The sequence below is a fragment of the Streptomyces sp. NPDC005791 genome (genome assembly GCF_042871485.1).
Classification (GTDB): domain Bacteria; phylum Actinomycetota; class Actinomycetes; order Streptomycetales; family Streptomycetaceae; genus Streptomyces.
In genome coordinates, this window is sequence record NZ_JBIAIP010000003.1 from 259,350 (window position 1) to 281,856 (window position 22,507).

Sequence of the window (22,507 nt, forward strand, 5' to 3'; positions counted from 1 at the left end):
GGCAGGTATACGCGTGTCCGGGCGGCTCGCCGCACCGAACTCACCGGCACGTCGGTCCGGCGACCAGCCACACATCTCAGGAGGACGAAGAAGTGACGGAGACCCAAGGAAACCAGCCGATTCCGGGCGCGCCCGCCGCCGTTCCCCCGTCGGCGGCGGAACCGACGGTGCCACGCGAGCCACTGCCGCCCAAGCCCGACCAGACCGGCCCGGAGACGGTGAGCCCCACCGGCCAGCCCACCGGAGCCGACCAGGCCCGTAACGCGCAGAGCGGCGCCTACCTGACCACGGCACAGGGCGCTCGGCTGTACGACACCGACCATTCCTTGAAGGCGGGTCCCCGAGGACCGGTCCTGCTCCAGGACCACCACCTGCGGGAGAAGATCACCCACTTCGACCACGAGCGCATCCCCGAGCGTGTGGTGCACGCGCGCGGCGCCGCGGCCCACGGGGTGTTCCGCGGGTACGGGACCGCGGCCAAGGTCTCGAAGGCCGCCTTCCTGGCGAAGGACGTGGAGACGCCGGTCTTCGTCCGGTTCTCCACCGTGCTCGGCTCCCGCGGATCGGCCGACACCGTGCGCGACACCCGCGGCTTCGCGACGAAGTTCTACACCGAGGAGGGCGTTTTCGACCTTGTCGGGAACAACATCCCGGTCTTCTTCATCCAGGACGCCATCAAGTTCCCCGACGTCATCCACGCGGGCAAGCCGCACCCGGACCGGGAGATCCCGCAGGCACAGAGCGCCCACGACACGTTCTGGGACTTCGTGACCCTGCACTCCGAAGCCACGCACCACACGCTGTGGAACATGTCCGACCGTGGTATCCCGCGCTCGTTCCGCACCATGGAGGGATTCGGCGTCCACACCTTCCGGCTCGTCGACGCCGAAGGTGCCACCACCCTGGTCAAGTTCCACTGGAAACCCAAGCTGGGTGTCCACTCCCAGGTCTGGGAGGAGGCCCAGATCGCGAGCGGGGTGGACCCGGACTTCCACCGCAGGGACCTCGCGGACGCCATCGAAGCCGGTGCCTTCCCCCAGTGGGAGCTGGGCGTCCAAACGTTCCCGGACAACCCCGAGCAGATGTTCCAGGGGATCGACCTGCTGGACCCCACGAAGATCGTCCCGGAGGAACTCGCCCCGGTACAGCCGATCGGCCTGATGACCCTCGACGCCAACCCGTCGAACTTCTTCGCCGAGACGGAACAAGTCGCCTTCCACGTCGGCAACATGGTGCCCGGCATCGACGTCACCAACGACCCACTGCTCCAGGGGCGGCTGTTCAGTTACGTCGACACCCAGCTCACCCGGCTCGGCGGCCCCAACTTCCCGCAGCTGCCCATCAACCGGACGCACGCACCCGTCAACGACATGCTGCGGGACGGTATGCACCAGACCGCGGTCCACAGAGGTGTCGCGCCGTACCGGCCCAACTCCCTGGACGGCGGCTGCCCGTTCCTGGCGGGTGCGGACAACGGCGCCTTCGTCGAGGTGCCCGCCGAGGTCGTCGCGAGCCGGAAGGTGCGCGAGGCCCCCGAGTCGTTCGACGACCACTTCAGTCAGCCCCGCCTCTTCTGGCTCAGCATGACGCCCGTGGAGCGCGAGCACATCATCGCCGCCTACACCTTCGAGCTGGGCAAGTGCTACGAGCAGGCGATCAAGGAGCGTGCCCTCAAGGTGCTCGCCCGGATCGACACCCAGCTCTGCGAACAGGTCGCCACCGGGCTGGGGCTGCCCGCTCCCACGCCGGACGGACCCCTCGCGAACCCGGACCCCAGCCCCGCGCTCTCGCAGGTCGGGGGGGTCTGGCCGGTGGACGGCCGGGTCATCGGCATCGTCGCCGACAAGGACTGCGACCTCGACGGTGTGCGCGCGGTACGCGACGCGGTGCAGAGTGCCGGCATGGTCCCGCTGGTCATCGCCCCCGCGGGCGGTGTCCTCGACGCGGGCGGCGACCCGGTCGTCGTCCAGCGCACCTTCGCGACCGCCCGTTCCATCGAGTTCGACGCGGTCCTCCTCGCGGGCGCTCCGGCCCCGGGCGCCGATGCCATCGGCGCACGGGACGCGAAGGCGGGCACGGCGGGCCGGGCCACCGACCCCCGGCTGCTCCTGCTGCTGGACGAGGCATACCGGCACGCCAAGGCGATCGGGGCCTGGGCCGGCGGCGAGGCTGTCCTCGAGTCCGCGGGCGTACCCCAGGGCGCGCCGGGCGTGGTGAACGCGGGCACGGGCAGCGAGGTGCTGGAAGAGGTCAAGCAGCTCCTGGGCAAGCACCGTGTCTGGGACCGCTTCCCGGCCACGGTCTGACGACGCACCACGTGAACAGGCCGGAGGCGGCGCCCGGAGATCCGGGTGCCGCCTCCGGCCTTACCCAAGTAAGTACATCGGGGTGGGTGACGCGTGCGACCGACTCTCGAGCGGTTACGTGACCCTAAGTTGTCAGCCCCCGTTGTGTCGGATCCCTTCTCGTGATCACGTCAGAGCCGCCGCCGGACACCCCACGCCGGCCGCCGCGGTCCGCGCGCCCGCGAGGTGTACAGGGCCTGAGCGGCGATCAGCACATCCGGCGGACCCGGGCCGGCCCTGCCGGCGTCGGGGAGCAGGACGGTCATGAGACCTCCAGCAGCGACGCCCAGGTCCCGATGACGGGGTCCTCGGCGAGGTCCGCGAAGTCCGCCTCGACACCGTGCTCCCGGCGCCACCGCTCCAGCAGCGACATGATGCGTACCGAGTCCAGCCCGTGGTCCATCAGGTTCTCGTCGAGGGGCACGTCCGCGGGCTCCTCACCGAGGGCGTCGGCGACATCGTGGCGGATCAGTTCAAGGGTGAGCGCCACGGTGTGTTCAGAGCCCCTTCACGAGCGCGTCGGTCGAGGTGACGACCGCGCAGCGGCCCGCCGCCCAGCGAAGTGCCGTGTCGTGGTCCTCGCGCGAGAAGTCCGCGACGGCGTCGGCGACCACGAAGGCCTGGATGTCACGCATCCACGCGTCACAGGCACTCATGAGCACCCCGATGTGCGCGTACACACCGGTGATCACCAGCTGGTCGCGGCCGGACTCACGCAGCAGGGAGTCGAGTTCGGTGCGCACGAACGCGCTGTACTTCCATTTGGTCAGGACGATGTCGCCCTCCACGGGCGCCACGGCCTCGGGAATCGCCAGCGCCTGCGGGTCGTCGGCTGCGCCGGGCCCCCAGAAGTCGAGCTGGAGACCGCGTTCCTCGACTGTCTGGCCGCCGCGCTGGACCGAGTAGACCACCGGTACACCGAGGCGGCGGCACTCCTCGATGACGCGGGCCGTGTTGTCGAGCATGCCGGTGAGCGGCTGCTCACCGGGCGGGAACGCACCGAGGAAGTGGTTCTGCAGGTCGTGGACGAGAAGAACGGCCCGTGAGGGGTCGACGGTCCAGCCCGCCCGGTTCGCGGGCAGTTCGGCCTCGGTCGGCAGGGCGTACGAAGCGATGGCGGGAAGTGCCATGGGGTGGAACCTTTCGGTGCCGCTCTGGGCGGAACTCACTGCTGCGTGGTATCGGCGCGGCCCGGCACCGCGTCGGAGCGCAGTCCCTTCTTGCTGACCTTGCCGATTCCGGTCTGCGGGAAGGCCTCGACGAATTCGACGAGATCGGGGATCTTGTACGCGGCGACGCCTCGTTCGCGCACGAGGCGTTTGATCGCCACCGGTTTCAGGGGCTCGGCGTCCTCACGCAGGATGACGTAGGCCAGGGTGCGTTCCCCCAGGTACTCGTCGGCCACCCCCACGACGGACACGTCGTGCACCGACGGATGGCCGAGGATGATGTTCTCGATCTCCTCCGGAGCGACCTTCTCACCGCCCCGGTTGATCTGGTCCTTGGCGCGCCCCTCGACGATCAGATGGCCCGTCGGGGTGCGGCGCACGATGTCGCCGGTGCGGTAGAAGCCGTCCTCGGTGAAGGCCCGTGCGTTGTGTTCGGGCGCGCGCCAGTAGCCGCGGATCGTGTACGGGCCACGGGTCAGCAGGTGCCCGAAGTCGCCCTCGGGTACGTCCCGGTCGTCGTCGTCGACGACCCGGACCTCGTCGTCCTCGGAGATCGGCAGGCCCTGGGTGGTGACCACGGTCTCGTGGTCGTCGTCCAGCCGCGTGTAGTTGACGAGCCCCTCTGCCATGCCGAAGACCTGCATGAGCCGGCAGCCCAGCGCGGGCTCCAGCCGGCGGGCCGCCACCTCGCTGTACTTGGCGCCGCCGACGAGGATCAGTTCCAGGCTCGACAGGTCGTGCTCGGTGCCGGGGGCGGCCTGGGTCCACACCAGTGCGAGGGGTGGCACCATCCCGGTCATCGTGACGCGTTCGCGTTCCACGAGCGGGAAAGCCGTCGCCGGGTCCGGCGTGGGGCACAGGACCACGGTCCCCCCGGCGTACAGGGCTCCGAGCCAGCCCGGAGAACTCATCGGGAAGTTGTGCGCGGCCGGAAGCACGACGAGGTAGCGGGTGTCGCCGTCGACCCCGCAGATCTCGTCGGATCCGCGCAGCGAGTAGATGTAGTCGTCGTGCGTACGCGGGATGAGCTTGGGCACCCCCGTCGTACCACCCGACAGCTGGAGGAACGCCAGGTCGTGCGGCTGTGGTTCGTACCCGGTCCCGGTGGGCGTGCACGGCACCTCGGACAGTGCGGTGTGCTCGCCCGGTGAACCGACGACGAAGACGTGCTCCAGGGTCGGCGTACGCTCCTTGACCTTCGAGGCGAGCGCGAGGTGGTCGAAGCCGGCGTGCCGTTCCGGGATCACGTAGGCGACGGCCTCGGTGAACGAGCAGAAGTACTCGATCTCCGTGTCCCGGTGCGCGGGCAGGGCGAAGACGGGCAGGGCGCCGATACGGAAGAGCGCGAAGACGACTTCGATGAACTCGGCGATGTTCGGCAGCTGTACGACGACCCGGTCGCCCGGGCGGATCCCACGGGCCGCGAACCCCGCGGCCAGACGTGAGGCCCGCTCGTCCAGTTCCCCGTACGTCCACGCGCGGCGCTCCGGCGCCGGATCGACGACCGCGACGCGGTCGGGGTGCGCGGCGGCGCGCTCGCTCAGCACACCACCGAACGTCTCGCCGCGCCAGTGGCCCGCCGCGCGGTAGCGTGCGGCGAACTCGGCCGGCCAGGTGGGGGCGTCGGGTACATGACGTTCGGTCACAGGGAGGCTCCTACAGCGCTCAGGAAGGTCCGGAACTTGGCCCCGGTCTCCGCCGTCTCGGCAGCCGGCGAGGACTCCGCGACGACACCCGCGCCGGCGAACAACCGCAGGGTGCGGCCCTCGGCCTCGGCGCAGCGGATGGTCACGACCCAGTCGCCGTCGCCGTCCGCGTTCTGCCAGCCGACCATGCCGGTGTACGCGCCGCGTTCGAACGGCTCGGACTCCGCGATGACCTGCCGGGCCACATCGGTGGGGGTGCCGCAGACCGCCGGAGTGGGATGCAGGGCCGACGCCAGGTCCAGAGCGGTGGACGAGGGGTCGCGCAGCTCCCCGGTCAGGGTCGTCGACAGGTGCCACATGGCGGCGGTGCGTACGAGGGTGGGGCGTTCGGGAACGTCCAGACGCGCGCAGAACGGCGCGAGCGCCTCGCGGATGGCATCGACCACGACCGCGTGCTCGTGCAGGTCCTTCGGGGAGTCCAGCAGCGCGGCCGCTCTGCGGACGTCCTCCGCCAGATCGCTGCTGCGCGGCGCGGAACCGGCCAGAGGATTGGCGACCAGGTGGATGCCCCGGCGGGCCACGAGGAGTTCGGGGCTCGCCCCCACGAGGGTGCGGCCCGGGCCGCTGGGCAAGGCGAACGTGTAGCCGTCCGGGTCACGGCGCGCCAGCCGGCTGAGCATCGCCGGCAGATCGAGGTCGCGCGCCGAGGTCAGTTCGAGTGTGCGGGCGAGGACGACCTTGTCGAACTCACCGGCGCGCATCCGCTCGACGGCGGCGGCGACGGCCGCGGAGTACTCGTCGGCGGCCGGCACCTCACGTATCCGCCAGTCCTCGCCCTGGCCGGCGTCAGGGCCGTGCAGCGCGATGAGCGGGTCCGCGCGCAGGGCGGTGGCCCATCGGACGGTCTCCGGGACGGCGAGGGCCGCCACGCCGTCGGGGGCGAACGGCACGGTGCCCATGACGACCGGGGCGGGGCCGCCGGCGTTCCGGGCGGAGTCCAGGACCTCCCGCACCCGCTCGGTCAGCGGACGTGAGTCGTGCGGCACCTGCGCCGTGGTCCCGGACCCGAGCAGGGTGTGCCGGGGTGTGGCGAGGAATCGGTCCGTGCCGGGCTGGTAGGCCTCCAGGAGGGCGGTCGCGGCGCCGGGTGAGTCGAGTGGGGGAGGAACGGTAGGGACGCGCAGAGATGCAGACATGGGTGGTCTCCAGTGGGGACGGCTCGAGCGTCGGCAGGCGGGATGTCGGGCGGGGCGAGGAGACGGAGCGGCATTTGTGCGGGCCGGCTCTCAGGCCCGCAGGGTGGCCCCGCCGTCGACGTACAGGTCGTGCATGGTGATGTGCCGGGCACGGTCGGACACCAGGAAGGCGACCGCGTCGGCTATGTCGGAGGGGTCCGCGATCCGGCCGAGCGGGATCCCGGTGCGGTACGTCGCAGGGTCGCCCTCGATGACACGGCGGGCGGAGGCCTCCTCGTCCCCGGCCGTCCACATGCCGCGCTGCATGTCGGTCAGGGTGGAGCCGGGGGAGACGGTGTTGCACCGCACCCCCCGGGGCGCCACCTCGAGACCGAGACACTTGGTGAACATCACGGCCGCGGCCTTGGAGGCGGCGTACGCCGCCATGTTCGTACGGGGGACGCCCGCGGCGTTGGAGGCCACCGTGACGATGCTGCCCGACCCCCGCTCGGTCATCCGGCGGGAGACGGACCGTGAGACATGGAACACCCCGTGGGTGTTGACGGCGAACGTGGCCGCCCACTCCTCGTCCGACAGTTCGGCGACCGGTGAACCGCTGAGGATTCCGGCCACGTTGACAGCGATGTCCAGCGGGCCGACCGTGTTCTCCGCGTCGGCCACGAGGTCCTCGACGGCCGTGGGGTCCGTGACGTCGAGGGTGCGTGCGGTCACCAGACCGTCGTACGTCTTCTCCAGCGGGACGATGCCGTCCGGGTCCAGGTCCGTGGCGAGGACGCGGGCGCCACGGCCGGCGAGAGCGTGGACGACCGCCTCGCCTATGCCGCGTCCCGCTCCCGTCACGAGGGCGGTCCGGCCGCTGAGTTCCTTCCCGGTGCTCACTTGACCATCGCCCTGCGGATGTCGTCGAGCACCGGGATGCCCTTCGCCTGGTCCGCCAGGTACTGGGGGGCACCCTTCTGGCCGCGTTCCGCGGTCAGGCCCACCGGCTCGACCCCCGGAGCGAGGGGCGCGTCCAGGTCCCTCTCATTGAGGGCGACCACGCGTTCCGGGCCGGCGGGAATCTTCACTTCCGTCCCAGCCGCGTCCGTGACCTGGGTCGTCGTCATCGCGGCGCCCGCGTCGGCCGATTCGGCTTCGTCCTCGGACCCGTAGGCGCTCAGGGTGAGAGCGCACAGGGTGAGCAGGGCCGCCGACACGACAGGACGGGCGATTCTGCGGGACGAGGGGGACGAGTACGGCGCCATGGCCAGAGATCTCCGTTTGCGTTCAGACGAATCCCGTTCCGGCTGGGCGCTCTCCGAAGCCTGCATCGAAGGAGGTGGCACGAAGTGCCACTTCAGGGCATGAGGGTGCCCAGGGCCCGCCGGAACCGGACGAGTGCTTTTAGGTTAGGCTACCCTTATATCGATAGCGCAAGGGGGGCGGCCAAGATCAGCTGGAACCCGCCCATCCGAAGGCCCCCGCCCCCAGGCCGCTCAACCCTGTTCGCCCGCACGGGACTTCTGCTCCTTCTTGTGGCCCTTGTGCTGTTCTTCGGGGACCGTCCGGGCCGGCGGCGAGGACATCTGGGCGATCAGCGGACGCCGGGCCGCCCACGGCGTCGCGCTGCTGCCCCAGTCACCGCGCGCCCCCGAGGCGACGCGCTGGCGGCCACCGGAACGACGGACCTGGCCGCCGAGGGCGCGCCGACCGTGGTGAGAGCGATGTGGAAGACGGACTTCTCGACGCTGAAGCCCTCCTTGGACAGCAGGGTGGGCGCGAAACTCGAGTAGCCGAAGAAATCGATGGTCTGGGTCACCCACAGGACGGTGAGCAGGAGGGTGGGTGCGAGGTACCCCTTCGCTGGTGCTGACGTGCACCAGCGCCGGTACGTCGTACTCGGTCATCTTCTCGTACGGGGGGTACCACGAGCGGTCGGTGAGAGGCGGCGCGGTCCAGTGCCCACCGGCAGGGTCCGGGTTGAGGTTCAGCGCGACGGAGCCGTACTCCTCGACGCATCTGGTCAGTTCCGGTACGCAGGTGGCGGGGTCGACGCCCGGCGACTGCGGAAGCATGGCGGCGGGCGCGAAGCGGTCCGGATAAAGCCGGCCGACCCGGCCTGCGGGTGTTGCGTGCAGGCAGCGCCTGGGAGTGCCTGCGTCACGAGCCGGAGGGCTGCTCGCCGGTCCGTCCCACCCGGCCGGTTGTTCACGTCACCGTAACCGTCGATAAAATTGTTGACAATATGGCTGACGAGAAAGTTTCGGGCATCATCGCTGGTGCGTCGTGTGGGACCACGCGGCGGTGGGATGTCCCGACGATGCACGGAAGGCGGAGGGGTGACGTCGAATCAGGTCACCGGCCGGACGGGCCGGAGCGCGGTCTCCAGCGGTATCCGGGAGGCACTCGCGGCGGGCGACATGGTGCCCGGGCAGCGCCTGGTCGAGCAGGAGCTCTCCGAGGTCTTCCGGGCGACGCGGAGCTCGGTGCGTGAGGCGCTGCAGGATCTTGCCGCCGAGGGCCTGGTGGAGCTGATCCCCCGGCGCGGGGCGCGGGTCCGGGTGATCTCCGTCGAGGAGGCGATCCAGATCACCGAGTGCCGGGCCCTGCTGGAGGGTCTGTGTGCCAGGCGGGCGGCGGAATACGCCTCGGACGAGGTGCGACAGGAGCTGAAGGACATCGGCGCCGCCATGAGCCGGGCCGTGGCGGACGGTGACCCGGACGCCTACTCGGTGCTGAACCGCAGGCTGCATGAATGCCTCGGTGAGGTCAGCGGTCAGAAGGTGGCGCAAGCCCTGCTCGAGCGGATGGACGGCCAGATGGTGCGTTACCGATTCCGCCTCGCGTTGCGCCCGGGCCGTCCGGCGCGGTCGCTGCCGCAACACCTGGCGATCATCGACGCGGTGGTCGCGGGCGAGCCCGACGTTGCGGAGGCGGCCGCGCGGGCGCACGTCGAGAGCGTGATCGCGGCGCTGAAGGACACCCCCCTGCCGGTCCGTCTCGGCTGACCGGGCGGCCCGGCCCCGCCTCGCCCGGTCAGGCGGCCAGCAGGTCCAGGAACGCGGAGAGCTTGCCCCTGGTCCGCTCGATCTGCTGTTCGAGAGTCAGTGACTCCTCGAAGCGCCCGCCGGGGGCGGGGTCCTTCTTGCCGCGTACGTACAGGGAGCAGGCGAGGTCGGTGCACAGGTAGATGCCCACCGAGTTGCCGTCCCGGCCGGCCTGCCCCCGCTTCCGGGCGGTCATCAGCGACACCCCGCTGCCCGGGTGCGTGGTCAGGCAGACCGAGCACATGCTGCGGTGCAGGAAGCCGCGCTGGTGGGACGGGAAGCGGAGCGTGATCCCGATGAGCTCCCCGTGCAGCTCGGTGACGATGTAGCTCCGGTCCGGCGCCGAGAGGTCGCGCCACCCCAGGAAGTCCAGATCGTCCCACCGGCGCTCCTCCAGGTCGCGGGGCATCGGCAGGCGCTTCGCCTCCCCCTTGGAGCAATTGACGAACGACGCGCGGATGTCCTGCTCGCTTACGGCTCTCATGGCATCGACGCTAACTCTGCCTATGAGACCTAGGCAAATAGTTAATTGTTATAGGCCCCACCCTGGGACGCACAGATCCGTAGATGGTGGGCCGCCGGATGCGCGACACCGAGATCGGGGCGCCAGGCGGCCAGGATCTGCGCCGAGGGGTCGAACAGGGGGCTCGGCAGCTCCTCAGGAGCGGTCCACCGCCACACGCTGATGAGGTGTGGTTCGTCGTGCACCATCGCGAAGACGGTCACGGCTCGGAATCGGTGGTCATGCGCTCCTGTGCTCCCGGCCGGTCGGATGCGAGTCCCCGGCATGGCCGGGGCCCCAAGGGCCCGCCCATCCTCACACGCGGTCACGCCACCAGGTTCAGCGTGGTGTCCGAGACGCCGAGCCGGACGGACTGGCCCCACGTCAACTCCAGTGCGTCGGACTCCATCCCGTCGCCGAACACCACCATCCGGTCGGACTCGACGGTGAGCCTGAGGCCGTCCCGGCGCCCCAGTTCGCCCGCGACCATGGAGGTGCCGGTTGCCGGTGACGGCCAGGCCTCGCGCACGAACCAGACCAGTCGCGGATCCGAGGGGGCCGGCAGTCGCAGTCGGCTGCCGCGCTCGGCCCACAGGGAGCGCAGCCAGCCGGTGGAGCCCGTCCCGGTGCCGACCAGGACGCCTGAGGACGCCTGGGACTCGCTCGCGGCCGGGGCGCCGTCCTGCCCTATGCGGTAGCGGGCGGTCTGATGGCCGGGCGGTCCGAGGTAGATCTCGTTGAGGGCGAGCAGGCGCTGCGTGTCGTCCGCGACGGCCTCGGTCATCGTGAGGGCGTCCAGCCGCCCGCCGGGTGAAGCGGCGGCCCGGCACAGAGCAGCCGTGTCACGGGCCCGGTGGCGTACGAGAACACCGGGGTTCCGGCCCGGGTCGGTGTCGATGCCCACCACCGGCTGACCGGACAGGTACTTCGCGGCGTTGGCGACCAGTCCGTCCTGCCCGACCACGACGATCACGTCCTCGGGCCCGAAGAGGAAACGGTCGAGGTCCGCCCGCTCCACCCGGGACCGGCGCCACCGCAGCGGCACGGCGGCTGCCACCTCGGCGAGCGCCCGCTCGTTGCGCCGGTGACGCACGGCCACCTCCTCGATGGACCGGCCGCGGCCGGCCAGAACGAACGCGGCCTGCCCGTGCGTGCCGTGCCGCGCCAGGAGCTCCTCGTACTCGGTCCTCCGGTGCACCAGCACCGCGCGCGGTGCCAGGCTCACGCCCGCGCCTCCGGCTCCGGCCTCGCGAGCCGGCCGAGCAGGCCCGTCAGAACGTCGGGGGAGAGGGTGAGGCTGTCGATGCGCGGCAGGTTCTCGGCCAGCCGCGTCGCCGCCAGGGCGTGCAGTGTGCCGGGATCGACGTCCGCGTGCGCCCGCAGCCAGGCCGCCTGTGCCTCGGCGCGAGCCGCACCGACGTCGCGGGCCGCCTCCGCCTCCGCGCGGGCCAGCCGCACGGTGCGGGCGGCCTCGGCGGCCGTACGCACCTCGTCGGCCGCCGACTTCTCCTCGGCCTCCCTACGGGCGTTGGTGCCGCGCTGGTCGACCAGCTGCTCCTCGCGGCGGGCGAGCTCGATCTTGCTGGCGAGTTCGTTCTCGGCGATGGTGCGCTCGCGCTCGACCGCGACCGCCCGGCGCTCGTACACCGAACGGTCGGCCTCCTGCTGGATCTGCTCACGGGCCGGGGTGCGCAGGGCGCGCTCGACCTCCGCCTCGGGCCGGATGGCGACGACGCGCACGGCGACCACGTCGATGCCCGTGGCAGGCAGCCGGGGCTCGGCCCCGAGTCCGGTGGCGACCCGTTCCCGTACGGCGGCCACCCCGTCCACGAGGGCGGCGGCGAGCGGAGTGCGGGCCAGGACGTCCAGGGTGTGCTGCTGTGCGGACTCGGTGAGCAGCGTGGCGATCTGCTCCAGCGGAGCACCGCGCCAGACTCCGGTGTCGGGGTCCACCGAGAAGTCCAGGCGTGCGGCGGCCTCGGCCGGGTCGCTGATCCGGTAGGTCACCGTGGCCTGCACGGTGACGTCCTGGAAGTCGGCCGTACGGGCGTGGAACGCCATTGCCAGTTCCCGGTCGTCGACCGGGACCTCGGAGAGCGCCGCCGAGAGCGAGCGGTACCAGAAGCTCAGTCCGGGGCCGTCATGGGCGAGCCTGCCGCGATGGTGGTGGCGGATGTGGCTGGTGGGCGCGGAGCGCAGGTGGCGCCAGCCGAAGCGCCGGGTGATGTCGGCCATGTCGGACCCCCTCTTTCTCGTCATGGAGACGATAACGAGTTCCGTCGCATATCGTCAAGACGACGAGAAGGGGTTGCGAAAACACGGCCGGCCGGTGGTCTCCGAGGAGGCCACCGGCCGGCCGTGTGTGCGCCGACCCCGTCCCCACGGTGCGGCGCGCGGGTGGGCCGTCGTCATCCGCTCGGGCGACGGCCCACGTTCATCAGGTCCCGTCGCCGCCCCGGGTGACGGGCAGGCCGGTGGGGAGTCCGAGTGCGGGGAGCACGGCGCACTCGATGAAGTGGGCGAGGAAGGCTTCGTCGTCGTACCGCTCCCGCAGGAGCGGCCGGGCGCGCATGACGCCGAACATCTGGGCGGCCACGTAGTCGGCCGCGGGGTTGCCCGCCTCGATCTCGCCGCGCCGGACGGCGCGCTCGACCATCGCGTCGATCGCGCCGATGGCCGGTGCGATCAGGGTGGAGCGCAGCGCGCACTGCAGGTCGGGATTCTGGAGCGCCGCGTGGCTGAGTGCGTGCATCAGCGCGGTGTCCTGCCCGGACGCCGTCTCCACCACCCGTGCCACCTCATGCAGGTCACCGCGCAGGCTGCCGGTGTCGATGTCCGAGAACAGGGTCCTGCGGGTGCCGTGCAGCGCGGCGACGACCAGCTCCGGTTTGGAGCCCCACTGGCGGTAGAGCGTGGACTTCCCGCACCGGGTGCGTGAGGCGACGCCCTCCATGGTCAGCGAGTCGTAACCGCTCTCCCGGAGCAGGTCCAGTACGGCGGTGTAGAGCTCCTGCGCTCGCTCCGGTGTGATCTTCGACCGGCGTGAGGCGGGTACGGACTCCTGTGCTGAACCGGGCGACGGCATCTGCTTCCCTCTCTGCGACTCTGCGGCTGGGGGTCCTTGATACGCAGTGTACCGATACGCAAGTGTACCGATACGTCGGCGTATCGGTACACTGGCGTATCGATACGGCGTGGACTGGCCATGCCTACGTCATCACAGCGCATCGTCAGCAAAGGGGCACGGGTGATGTACACCCGCAGCGAGCCTGCGGAGCGGGAGCCGGACACCTCAGCCCGACCGCCCCTCGTCCGCGAGCTGCTTCTCGTAGCCGGACTGTTCCTCGTCTACAAACTCGGCCGCCAGGCCGCGAACGGCCATGTCGAGGAGGCCTTCCACAACGCCGGACACGTCTGGAGCTTCGAGCGAGCCCTCGGACTCCCCGGTGAGGGAGTGGTACAGAGCGTTCTGCTGGACAGCACCGCGCTCGTCCAGACCGCGAACACCTACTACGCGGCCGTGCACTTCCCGGCCACCCTGGCCTTCCTGGTCTGGCTGTACTGGCGCCGTCCGCGCCACTACGTATGGTCACGCCGCATCCTGGCCGCGCTCACCGGTGCCGCGCTCGCGCTGCATCTGCTCTTCCCGCTCGCCCCACCGCGGATGCTGCACGCGGCGGGCCTCGTCGACACCGGGCAGGTCTACGGCCCCTCGGTGTACGGGGACACCCCCGCGGCCGACTCGATGGCCAACCAGTTCGCGGCCATGCCGTCGCTGCACTTCGGCTGGGCCCTGGCGGTCGCCGTCGGGCTGATCGTCGCCACCCGCTCCCGCTGGCGCCTGCTGTGGCTGCTGCACCCGCTGTTCACCCTCTTCGTCATCGTGGGCACCGCCAATCACTACTGGCTCGACGCGATCGTGGTCTCCGCGCTGCTCGCCGTCGTCTACGCCGCACTCAGGCTGCCGCGCACACCGGTCCGCACACACCTGTCCTGGCCGGCGGCCGTCCCCGCGCGGAGCTACGCGTCCCCCGCGTACGCCCGGTCGGGAGTACGGCGATGAACGCCACGCTCACAGCCGTCGCCCTCTCGCTCGTCTCCGCCGGCGCCTACGCGGCCGCCGCGGTGGCACAGGCCCGGCTCGCCGGCCGGACCGAACCCTCGGCCGGAGCGCTGAGCCTGCTGGGCCGCGGAGCCTGGTGGTCGGCGGTCGGCCTGAACGCCGGCGGGGCACTGCTGCACGTCGCCGCGCTGAAGTACGGACCGCTCACGCTGGTCCAGCCGCTCGGCGCGCTCACCCTCGTCGCGGCCGTCCCGCTCGGAGCCCGCGCCGCGGGCCGCCGGGTCAGCCGTACGGAATGGCGCGGCACGCTCCTCACCCTCGTCGGCCTCGCCGCGCTGCTCCTGGCCGCGGGCGGCGCCGCGCCGCACGACACGCTGAGCCTTCCCGAGGCCCTGGGCGTCGGGGCCGTCACCATGGCACTCGTCGCCGCGCTGAGCCGCCCGGGTACCCGACCCGGCCTCCGGCACGCCGCGGCGTCGGGGATCACATCCGGGGTGGCCTCCGCCCTCACCCAGACCCTGACGGTCGCCGCGACCGACCACTCGGGACCGCTGCTGAGCTGGCGGCTGGCCGTCGTGGCGGTACTCGTCTCGCTCTTCGCCCTCGGCGGCCTGATGCTCTCCCAGACCGCCTACCGGGGCGGGCTCGGCGCGCCGCTCGCCGTGGTCACCCTCGCCAACCCGGTCGCCGCCGCCGCGATCGGTCTGGTCCTGCTCGGCGAACGCCTCCAAGGCGGCCTGCTCGGCCTGCTCCCCGCGCTCATCGGCGCCGGGGCCGCCGTAGAAGGTGTGATCCTGCTCAGCCGCGCGCAGGCGCGGAGCTCCGCCGGGGCCGTCACCGCACCGGTCGGAGCCGCTCCGGCGTCGACCGCCGTCACGAGGCCGCCGTCGAGGGTCGTCATCGCCGGTGGGCCGGCGACCGCCGCACGCACCACGGAACCGTTCACACTGCGCCCGGAACCGGTCGGCTCCCCGGGAGGCGGGCCCGGCTGAGGGCAGTTCAAGGATGACCGGACAGGCCCCAGGAAACGCCGTCGGGCCGGGGCGGCCGGGCGCCGCCCCCCGGCCCGCAGCCCTCCAGGTCGTCGAGCGCCCTGGTCAGCCAGCCCGTCCAGAACGTCTCCAGGTCGATGCCTCCGCGCAGCACCAGGCGACGCAGCCTGTCCTCCTCGGTGGTCCGTTCCGGAGGGAAGTCCCGCTCCTCGATCCTCCGGTACTCCGCCAGCTGCTCCCGGTGCAGCGCCAGGTGTCGGCGCAGTTCCCCGGCCAGACCGGGGGCGCCGACCACGGCCGCCGCCCGCATCCTCAGCAGCAGTGGATCGCGCACCGGCCGCGGATCCTCGGCCAGCGCCACCCAGGCCGCCAGCTCCTCGCGGCCGGCGGCGAGCACCTCGTACTCCTTCTTCCTGCCGCGGGCCGGCTGCGCCGAGGGCAGGACCCGGATGTGGCCGGCCAGCTCCAGCTTCCCCAGTTCGCGGTAGATCTGCTGATGCGTGGACGGCCAGAAGTAGCCGATCGACCGGTCGAACCTGCGCGTCAGTTCGAGACCGGACGACGGTTTCTCGAGCAGAGCGGTGAGGATCGCGTGCGGGAGTGACATGGAGTGCATCCTAGGGACCGCAGGACCGGGGGCCCTCACAGCTCCGCGGCCAGCTCCGTGCCCTGACGGATGGCACGCTTGGCGTCCAGTTCGGCGGCCACGTCGGCGCCGCCGATCAGATGCACCGGACGCCCCGCGGCCCGCAGCTCCTCGTACAGCTCGCGGCGCGGTTCCTGACCCGCGCACAGCACCACGGTGTCGACCGGCAGCACGTGCTGCTCGCCGTCCACCGTGAGGTGCAGGCCCTCGTCGTCGATCAGGTCGTAGGTCGCGCCCGCTGTCATGGTCACCCCGCGGTGGCGCAGCTCGGTGCGGTGGATCCAGCCCGTCGTCTTCCCGAGCCCGGCGCCGACCTTGCTCGCCTTGCGCTGGACCAGATGCACCGTGCGCGGCGGCTTCGGGCGTTCCGGGGCCCGCAGCCCGCCACGGTCCGCGTAACCCGTGTCCACCCCCCAGTGCCGGAAGAAGACCTCGGGGTCCAGGCTCGCCGCGTCGCCCCCGTCGGTCAGGAACTCCGCCACGTCGAAGCCGATCCCGCCCGCCCCGACGACCGCCACCCGGTCGCCGACCTCCACGCCGTCGCGCAGGACGTCCAGATAGCTGACCACGCTGGGGTGCCCGACGCCGGGGATCGCGGGAGTGCGGGGCTCGACGCCGGTCGCCAGGACGACCTCGTCGAACCCGTCGAGCGTGGCGGACGTGGCACGCGTACCGAGCCGGAGCTCGACCCCCTCCTCCGTCAGCCGGGTGCGGAAGTAGCGCAGCGTCTCCTCGAACTCCTCCTTGCCGGGGACACGGCGCGCCACGTTCAGCTGACCGCCGATCTCATCCGCCGCGTCGAACAGCGTCACCGCGTGCCCGCGCTCCGAGGCCGTGACCGCGCACGCCAGCCCCGCCGGCCCGGCGCCGACGACGGCGACACGCTTACGGACGCGGGTCGGCGCGAGCACCAGTTCGGTCTCGTGGCAGGCTCGCGGATTCACCAGGCACGAGGTGATCCGCAGGCTGAAGACATGGTCCAGGCAGGCCTGGTTGCAGCCGATACAGGTGTTGATCGCGTCGGCGCGCCCCTCGGCGGCCTTGGCGACGAAGTCGGGGTCGGCGAGGAAGGGCCTCGCCATCGACACCATGTCCGCGCGGCCGGAGGCGAGGATCTCCTCGGCCAGCTCCGGGGTGTTGATGCGGTTGCTGGTCACCAGCGGCACGGAGACCGCGTCCCGCACCTTCTCCGTCACCCAGGTGAAGGCGCCGCGTGGCACGGAGGTGGCGATGGTCGGGATGCGTGCCTCGTGCCAGCCGATGCCGGTGTTGATGATGGTCGCGCCGGCCGCCTCCACCTCACGGGCGAGACGGACGACCTCCTCCAGCGTGGAGCCACCCGGCACCAGGTCCAGCATGGACAACCGGTAGATCAGGATGAAGTCGGGACCGACCCGCTCCCGGACACGGCGCACGATCTCGACGGGGAAGCGGATGCGGTTCTCGTACGAGCCGCCCCAGCGGTCCTCGCGGAGATTGGTCGCCGCGACGATGAACTCGTTGATCAGATAGCCCTCGGAGCCCATGATCTCGACACCGTCGTAGCCCGCGCGCCGCGCCAGCTCAGCGGCCCGGACGAAGTCCTCGATGGTCTCCTCGACCTCGTCGTCGTCGAGCGCGTGCGGGGTGAACCCGCTGATGGGGGCTTTGAGCGCGCTCGGCGCCACCAGGTCCGGGTGATGGGCGTAGCGCCCGAAGTGCAGGATCTGCATCGCGATGCGGCCGCCCGCGGCGTGCACGGCCGCCGTGACCTCGGCGTGCTGTTCCGCCTCCGCCTCGGTGGTCATCATGGCGCCGCCGGGGAAGGAACACGCGCGCTCGCTGGGCGCGATTCCCCCGGTGACCATAAGCCCCACCCCGCCGCGTGCGCGGGCCGCGTAGAACGCGGCCATCCGCTCGAACCCGCGTTCGGCTTCCTCGAGGCCGATGTGCATCGAACCCATCAGCACCCGGTTCGGGAGCGTGGTGAATCCGAGGTCGAGCGGGCTCAGCAGGGTGGGGTACGGGCTCATCCGGGGCTCCTAGCAGGTGGCGTCGAGCCAGTTGTAGACCACCCGTACCGACTTATGCAACAAGTTGCACAATGGCGTACGTCGCAGTCCTTACGCAGGCGGCCCACGAATGGCCCAACACCACCGGCCCCCGCCGCCCGGCCGCGGCGACAGTGGATCCGTACGGCGCACCGCCGCTGCTCCTCTGCCGACTGGAGACACCCATGACCTGCATCAACCGACGTGACCTCGGACTTCTCGTCCTCCGGGTCGGTACGGGAGCCGTCCTGGCGGCCCACGGCAGTCAGAAGCTGGCCGGGTGGTTCGGCGGCGGGGGTGTCGAGGGGACGACAGCGGCCATGGAGGCGATGGGCTTCCACCCGCCCAAGCACAGCGCCATGGCCGCCGGGCTGGGCGAAGCGGGCGGCGGGATCCTGCTGGCCCTCGGCCTCGCCACTCCCGCGGCCGGCGCCGCAGCGGCGGGCACGATGGCGGGTGCCGTCGCCGTGCACCATCCCGCGGGCTTCTTCGCGATGGGCGGCGGCTACGAGTACCCCGCGTTCCTCGGCTTCACCGCCGCCGCGATCGGGGTGACGGGCGCCGGTCGCTACTCCCTGGACCACGCCACCGGACACGTCCTCGACCGGCCGTGGACCGTCGCCCTCGCGTTCGCGGGCAGCGCACTGGCGGCGGCCGCCGTCGTCGGCCGACGTGCCAAGGGGCAGGCGGCGGCCCGGAGCGAGCCGGGCGACGAGGAGGAGTGATTCCCGCATTGATCGCCGTTTCAGGGGCAATCGGCAGTGCATGAATGCGAACGCGATGTCGATGAACGCACGTGGTCAGGCCAGAAGAGCCGCGCGCAGCCGCACCATGGACGTGGGGGCCCGTGCCGGGTTCGTGGCACGAGGCGTCATCTATCTTCTGGTGGGTCTGCTGGCCCTGCGCATCGCCTTCTCCGACGGAGGCGGGAAGCAGGCCGACCGGGGCGGTGCCATCGCGGAGATAGCCGAGAAGCCCTTCGGGAGCGTCCTGCTGTGGGCGCTCGGTGCGGCGCTGGCCTGCATGGCCCTCTGGCGCCTGTCCGAGGCGATCTTCGGCCAGGCGGGCCCCGACGGCGACAAGGCGAGCAAGCGCGCCACGGCCGCCGGACGCTTCGTCTTCTACGCCTTCGTGTCGTACTCCGTGCTCTCCTACGCCGCTGGTGACCGGAGCAGCGGCAGTGGATCGAGCGACAAGCAGACCGACGACGTCACCGCGCGCGCCCTGCAGTGGACCGGCGGCCAGTGGCTCGTGGGAATCGCAGGCGCCGCCGTGATGTGCGCGGGTCTCTGGATGGCGTACCGGGCCGTCACGCGCAGGTACCACAAGCATCTGAAGATGGGCGCGATGACGAAGAGGGTCCGTCAGGCCGTCGACATCACCGGTGTCTTCGGCGGCACCGTCCGGGGAGCGGTATTCGCCACGGCGGGCGGATTCGCCGTGGCAGCCGCCGTCCAGCACGAACCGGGCCGCGCCAAGGGCATGGACGACACCCTGCGTTCCTTCACCGAGACACCCGCGGGGCCCTGGCTGCTGGTGCTCGTCGCGGTCGGCCTCGCAGCCTTCGGACTCTTCTCCTGGGCCAACGCCCGCTATCGCAGGATCTGAGCGTTCAGTCGAGCCCGCGTGCCTCTTTGAAGCGGGTCAGCCCTTCCGGAAGCCCCAGGATCGGCTCCGGGTAGCCGCAGCGGGCGCGCTCCGCCTCCGACAGTTTCCACGGCTCGTGCACAGCGGGCCCGGCGACCTCCGCGAGTTCGGGCACCCAGCGGCGTACGTACGCACCGTCCGGGTCGTACCGCTTGGCCTGTGTCACCGGATTCAGTACCCGGTTGGGGCGGCTGTCCGTGCCCGTACCGGCCACCCATTGCCAGTTGAGCTGGTTGTTGGCGATGTCCCCGTCGACGAGCAGTTCCAGGAAGTGGCGCGCTCCGGTCCGCCAGTCCACGTACAGCGTCTTGGTGAGGAAGCTCGCCGTCAGCAGCCGGCCCCTGTTGTGCATCCAGCCCTCGTGCAGCAGTTGCCGCATCGCCGCGTCCACCACCGGGTAGCCGGTGCGACCCTCTTTCCACGCGGCCGTGTCGTCGGACGCCGCCCGCCCGGTGCGCCAGTCGTCCTGCCGGGGCCGGTAGTCGCAGTGGGAGGCCGCCGGGCGCGCGGCCAGCACCTGCCGGTGGAAGTCCCGCCAGCACAGTTGCCGTACGAACGCCTCCGCGCCAGGGCCGCCTGCCGTGCGGGACCGGTCGACCAGTTCGGTGGGGGAGAGCGTGCCGAAGTGCAGGTGCGGGGAGAGCCGTGAGGTCGCGTCGCCCGCGAGGTCGTCGTGCCGTTCCTCGTACGACGCGAGTCCCTGTCGGCGCCACGCGGTGAACAGCCTCCGCCCCGCAGCCTCCCCGCCCTCGGCGAGGCCGGGGGAGAGGCCTGTGCCCGGCCGCGAGGGCAGTGGTGCGGAAGCCGGGCCCGACGGCACGCGTACGGCGCGGGGCGCACGGAACGGAGTGCGGACACCCTCCTCGGACCAACGGCGGAAGTACGGGGTGAAGACGGAGAAGTGGTCCCGGCCCGCATCCGAGGGCACCACCGCACCGGGCGCGACCGCGGTGACCACGGCGTCGTGGACGCGCAGGCGGCAGCCCACGGGCGTGAGGGCCTCGCGCAACCGCTCCTCGCGGCGCTGCGCGAACGCGCTCACGTCCGCCGCCATGTGCACGGCGTTCGCGCCGGTCTCCGTGACGATCCGGCCGACCTCCTCGACGACGTCACCCGTGCGCAGGACCAGGCGCCCACCCCGCTCGCGCAGACCCGTGTCCAGGTCCCGGAGACAGTCGGCCAGGAACGCGCGCCGGTTGGGCGCGTCGAAGCCGGCCGCTCCGACGGCGTCGTCAAGGACGAAAAGGGGGACGACCTCGTCGGCCGACGCGAGGGCCGCGTGCAGGGGCGGATGGTCGTGCAGCCGCAGATCGGCGGTGAACAGGACGACTGCGACGCTCATGAACGCCCCTCGCCTGCGTCCCGGGCGGCTGCCCGTGCGATGTTGCGGGCCATCCCTCCGAAGACCACCGTGTGGAAGGGGGACACACTCCACCAGTACGCGTGGCCGGGCAGCCCGTAGGGATGGAAGACGGCCCGCTGCCGGTAACGGGAGCGGCCGTCCCCGCCCTCTCCGGCGTACATCTCCAGCCAGGCCAGGCCGGGCAGCCGCATCTCCGCCCGGAGCCGGAGCAGCCGGCCGGGCTCGATCTCCTCGACCCGCCAGAAGTCCAGCGAGTCGCCGACCCTCAGCCGTTGGGCGTCCCGTCTGCCCCGGCGCAGGCCCACCCCGCCGATCAGCCGGTCCAGCCACCCCCTGACCGCCCACGCCAGCGGGAACGAGTACCAGCCGTTGTCACCACCGATCCCTTCGATGACCCGCCACAGGGCGTCCGGTGTGGCGTCCACATCAAGTTCGCGTACGTCTGTGTACAGGCTGCCGCCCGCCCAGTCGGGATCGGTGGGCAGCGGATCGCTCGGAATGCCCGGAGTGGAGGCGGAGGACCACCGTGTCGTCACCCGCGCCTCACGGACCCTCTGCAGGGCGAGCGAGAGCGCGGTGGCGAAGGAGAACGGCTGCCCGGGGCTGTCGGGGACATGGCCGGCGATGTCGTGCTCGTGGCACACCACCTCGTAGCGCAAGGACTCCGCGAGTGGGCGTGCGATCGACGCGGGCACGGGGGTCACCAGCCCCACCCAGTGACTGGACAGCCCCGGCGACAACATCGGCACCGGCAGGATCAGCCGGCGGCGGAGCTTGGCGACCTGCGCGTACTTCTGCATCATGTCGCGGTACGTCATGACGTCCGGGCCGCCGATGTCGAACGCGCGGTTCACGTCGGCGGGCATGTGCGCACTGCCCACGAGGTAACGCAGGACGTCGCGGACCGCGATCGGCTGGATGCGCGTCGACACCCAGCTGGGGGTGACCATGACCGGGAGCCGCTCGGTGAGGTAGCGCAGCATCTCGAAGGACGCCGAACCCGAACCGATGATCACCGCGGCGCGCAGCGCTGTCGTCGGCACGCCCGACTCGAGCAGGATGCGCCCGACCTCGGCGCGCGAGCGCAGATGCGGGGACAGGTCCTGCTCGGGGACACCGGCAGGGGTGAGCCCGCCGAGGTAGACGATGCGCCGGATTCCGGCGGCCCGCGCCTGCTCGCCGAACGTACGGGCAGCCGCACGGTCGGTCCTCTCGAAACCCGGCCCGCTGGTCAGCGCGTGCACCAGGTAGTACGCGACGTCGATGTCCGCCATCGCCGCCCGCACGGACTCCGCGTCCGTCACGTCACCTCTGACGACCTCGGTCTCGCCCGCCCACGGATGATCCCGCAGCTTCTCCGGCGTACGCGCCAGGCAGCGCACCCGGTGACCGGTGTCCAGCAGGGCGGGAACGAGGCGGCCCCCGATGTATCCCGTCGCGCCCGTCACGAGACACCGCAGTCCGCCGCTGTCGTCCTTGCTGTCCATGGCCCTCGCTCCGGCTCGTGTGTCCTGCGGCCACCGTGTCACCCGTCCGGAGGGTGACGTCTGCCGACGGGGCCCTGACACGCCGAAGCCCACCCCACCGGGTGGCGGGGCGGGCCGTCCTCAGTGCTGTTCGGTCCTTCCGGTGACGGTGCCCTTGACGACGCGCGGGTCCGCCGTGCCTGTTCCGGGGCCCGTGGGGCCGCCCGGAGCGACGCCGTCCGTCTTCAGGGCCCGCGCCTCGCTCTTGAGGATCCGGGCCGACTTGCCCAGGGAACGGGCGAGTTCAGGGAGCTTCCTGGCGCCGAAGAGCAGGACGGCGAGGACGATGAAGATGGCGATCTCGCTGATTCCGAACATGACGGCTGTCACTCCCTGACGGTGTGGGCCGCTCTCAC

Annotated in this window: 23 protein-coding genes and 2 pseudogenes; 6 read left to right on the forward strand and 19 right to left on the reverse strand. The window is 71.5% G+C overall.

The genetic code is table 11. The features are described 5' to 3' along the window. Positions 1 to 92: 92 nt before the first annotated feature. Positions 93 to 2,306 (forward strand): catalase, encoded by a 2,214-nt coding sequence (locus tag ACFYSH_RS08265; protein WP_359465186.1) that lies wholly within the window; start codon positions 93 to 95, stop codon positions 2,304 to 2,306. Positions 2,307 to 2,476: 170 nt separating this feature from the next. Here the strand turns inward: ACFYSH_RS08265 and ACFYSH_RS08270 are convergent, their stop codons facing one another. The 9 genes and pseudogenes from ACFYSH_RS08270 to ACFYSH_RS08310 form a co-directional block, all read right to left on the reverse strand. After that, entirely contained in the window at positions 2,477 to 2,611 is a 135-nt protein-coding gene (locus tag ACFYSH_RS08270; RefSeq protein WP_388751451.1) for a hypothetical protein, read from the reverse strand. Beyond that, positions 2,608 to 2,835: a phosphopantetheine-binding protein gene (locus ACFYSH_RS08275; protein WP_359465188.1), complete on the reverse strand. Its 228-nt coding sequence runs from the start codon at positions 2,833 to 2,835 to the stop codon at positions 2,608 to 2,610. Before ACFYSH_RS08275 ends, ACFYSH_RS08270 begins: the two co-directional genes overlap by 4 nt. Before the next feature lie 7 nt (positions 2,836 to 2,842). Further along, positions 2,843 to 3,475: an isochorismatase family protein gene (locus ACFYSH_RS08280; RefSeq protein ID WP_359465189.1), complete on the reverse strand. Its 633-nt coding sequence runs from the start codon at positions 3,473 to 3,475 to the stop codon at positions 2,843 to 2,845. A gap of 35 nt (positions 3,476 to 3,510) precedes the next feature. After that, positions 3,511 to 5,160 (reverse strand): (2,3-dihydroxybenzoyl)adenylate synthase, encoded by a 1,650-nt coding sequence (locus tag ACFYSH_RS08285; RefSeq protein ID WP_388751453.1) that lies wholly within the window; start codon positions 5,158 to 5,160, stop codon positions 3,511 to 3,513. Next, positions 5,157 to 6,356, reverse strand: a complete 1,200-nt coding sequence (locus ACFYSH_RS08290; RefSeq protein ID WP_388751454.1) for an isochorismate synthase — start codon at positions 6,354 to 6,356, stop codon at positions 5,157 to 5,159. Before ACFYSH_RS08290 ends, ACFYSH_RS08285 begins: the two co-directional genes overlap by 4 nt. A 90-nt stretch (positions 6,357 to 6,446) precedes the next feature. Continuing rightward, complete coding sequence (locus tag ACFYSH_RS08295) at positions 6,447 to 7,235, reverse strand: 2,3-dihydro-2,3-dihydroxybenzoate dehydrogenase (protein ID WP_359465194.1); 789 nt, start codon at positions 7,233 to 7,235, stop codon at positions 6,447 to 6,449. Beyond that, positions 7,232 to 7,600, reverse strand: coding sequence for a hypothetical protein (locus tag ACFYSH_RS08300; RefSeq protein ID WP_359465195.1), 369 nt, complete (start codon positions 7,598 to 7,600; stop codon positions 7,232 to 7,234). The genes ACFYSH_RS08295 and ACFYSH_RS08300 overlap by 4 nt, the downstream gene beginning before the upstream one ends. Before the next feature lie 434 nt (positions 7,601 to 8,034). Beyond that, a pseudogene (locus tag ACFYSH_RS08305) lies at positions 8,035 to 8,196 on the reverse strand (MFS transporter); the annotation flags it as partial. Further along, positions 8,192 to 8,452, reverse strand: a pseudogene (locus tag ACFYSH_RS08310) (amidohydrolase family protein); the annotation flags it as partial. The pseudogenes ACFYSH_RS08305 and ACFYSH_RS08310, both read right to left, overlap by 5 nt. Positions 8,453 to 8,674: 222 nt before the next feature. On the opposite strand from ACFYSH_RS08310, the gene ACFYSH_RS08315 reads away from it, so the two are divergent. Beyond that, a complete protein-coding gene (locus ACFYSH_RS08315) occupies positions 8,675 to 9,343 on the forward strand; it encodes a GntR family transcriptional regulator (RefSeq protein WP_388751457.1) in 669 nt (222 codons plus the stop codon). A 28-nt stretch (positions 9,344 to 9,371) separates the two neighbouring features. Here ACFYSH_RS08315 and ACFYSH_RS08320 read toward each other — a convergent pair whose 3' ends face one another. From ACFYSH_RS08320 to ACFYSH_RS08340, 5 genes are all read right to left on the reverse strand, one after another. Next, on the reverse strand, positions 9,372 to 9,866 hold the full coding sequence (locus tag ACFYSH_RS08320; RefSeq protein ID WP_359465196.1) for an FBP domain-containing protein: 495 nt from the start codon (positions 9,864 to 9,866) through the stop codon (positions 9,372 to 9,374). Positions 9,867 to 9,907: 41 nt separating this feature from the next. After that, positions 9,908 to 10,267 carry a hypothetical protein gene (locus ACFYSH_RS08325; protein ID WP_388751459.1) on the reverse strand — a complete coding sequence of 120 codons (360 nt, stop codon included), beginning with the start codon at positions 10,265 to 10,267 and terminating at the stop codon, positions 9,908 to 9,910. Continuing rightward, the gene (locus ACFYSH_RS08330; protein WP_359465197.1) at positions 10,210 to 11,109 is read right to left on the reverse strand and encodes a hypothetical protein; all 900 of its coding nucleotides are present in this window, start codon (positions 11,107 to 11,109) and stop codon (positions 10,210 to 10,212) included. Before ACFYSH_RS08330 ends, ACFYSH_RS08325 begins: the two co-directional genes overlap by 58 nt. After that, a complete protein-coding gene (locus ACFYSH_RS08335) occupies positions 11,106 to 12,119 on the reverse strand; it encodes an SPFH domain-containing protein (protein WP_359465198.1) in 1,014 nt (337 codons plus the stop codon). Before ACFYSH_RS08335 ends, ACFYSH_RS08330 begins: the two co-directional genes overlap by 4 nt. A 202-nt stretch (positions 12,120 to 12,321) precedes the next feature. Then, entirely contained in the window at positions 12,322 to 12,969 is a 648-nt protein-coding gene (locus ACFYSH_RS08340; RefSeq protein WP_359465199.1) for a TetR/AcrR family transcriptional regulator, read from the reverse strand. Between the two features lie 165 nt (positions 12,970 to 13,134). Between ACFYSH_RS08340 and ACFYSH_RS08345 the strand changes: the two genes are divergently transcribed. Next, positions 13,135 to 13,947 carry a phosphatase PAP2 family protein gene (locus ACFYSH_RS08345; protein WP_388751462.1) on the forward strand — a complete coding sequence of 271 codons (813 nt, stop codon included), beginning with the start codon at positions 13,135 to 13,137 and terminating at the stop codon, positions 13,945 to 13,947. Then, positions 13,944 to 14,939: a DMT family transporter gene (locus tag ACFYSH_RS08350; protein WP_359465201.1), complete on the forward strand. Its 996-nt coding sequence runs from the start codon at positions 13,944 to 13,946 to the stop codon at positions 14,937 to 14,939. The genes ACFYSH_RS08345 and ACFYSH_RS08350 overlap by 4 nt, the downstream gene beginning before the upstream one ends. A gap of 7 nt (positions 14,940 to 14,946) precedes the next feature. On the opposite strand, the gene ACFYSH_RS08355 is transcribed toward ACFYSH_RS08350, so the two are convergent. Then, positions 14,947 to 15,546 carry a PadR family transcriptional regulator gene (locus tag ACFYSH_RS08355; RefSeq protein WP_359465203.1) on the reverse strand — a complete coding sequence of 200 codons (600 nt, stop codon included), beginning with the start codon at positions 15,544 to 15,546 and terminating at the stop codon, positions 14,947 to 14,949. 35 nt (positions 15,547 to 15,581) lie between these two features. Then, positions 15,582 to 17,597: an NADPH-dependent 2,4-dienoyl-CoA reductase gene (locus ACFYSH_RS08360; protein WP_359465205.1), complete on the reverse strand. Its 2,016-nt coding sequence runs from the start codon at positions 17,595 to 17,597 to the stop codon at positions 15,582 to 15,584. Between the two features lie 203 nt (positions 17,598 to 17,800). On the opposite strand from ACFYSH_RS08360, the gene ACFYSH_RS08365 reads away from it, so the two are divergent. Beyond that, positions 17,801 to 18,340, forward strand: coding sequence for a DoxX family protein (locus ACFYSH_RS08365; protein WP_359465257.1), 540 nt, complete (start codon positions 17,801 to 17,803; stop codon positions 18,338 to 18,340). Positions 18,341 to 18,380: 40 nt separating this feature from the next. Then, positions 18,381 to 19,223, forward strand: coding sequence for a DUF1206 domain-containing protein (locus ACFYSH_RS08370; RefSeq protein WP_359465206.1), 843 nt, complete (start codon positions 18,381 to 18,383; stop codon positions 19,221 to 19,223). Positions 19,224 to 19,227: 4 nt separating this feature from the next. On the opposite strand, the gene ACFYSH_RS08375 is transcribed toward ACFYSH_RS08370, so the two are convergent. The 3 genes from ACFYSH_RS08375 to ACFYSH_RS08385 all read right to left on the reverse strand — a co-directional run bounded on the left by ACFYSH_RS08375 (position 19,228) and on the right by ACFYSH_RS08385 (position 22,469). Next, positions 19,228 to 20,604 (reverse strand): cryptochrome/photolyase family protein, encoded by a 1,377-nt coding sequence (locus tag ACFYSH_RS08375; protein ID WP_388751465.1) that lies wholly within the window; start codon positions 20,602 to 20,604, stop codon positions 19,228 to 19,230. After that, positions 20,601 to 22,112: an SDR family oxidoreductase gene (locus ACFYSH_RS08380; protein ID WP_359465210.1), complete on the reverse strand. Its 1,512-nt coding sequence runs from the start codon at positions 22,110 to 22,112 to the stop codon at positions 20,601 to 20,603. The genes ACFYSH_RS08375 and ACFYSH_RS08380 overlap by 4 nt, the downstream gene beginning before the upstream one ends. A 120-nt stretch (positions 22,113 to 22,232) precedes the next feature. Next, positions 22,233 to 22,469, reverse strand: a complete 237-nt coding sequence (locus ACFYSH_RS08385) for a twin-arginine translocase TatA/TatE family subunit (protein ID WP_388751467.1) — start codon at positions 22,467 to 22,469, stop codon at positions 22,233 to 22,235. Positions 22,470 to 22,507 lie beyond the last annotated feature (38 nt).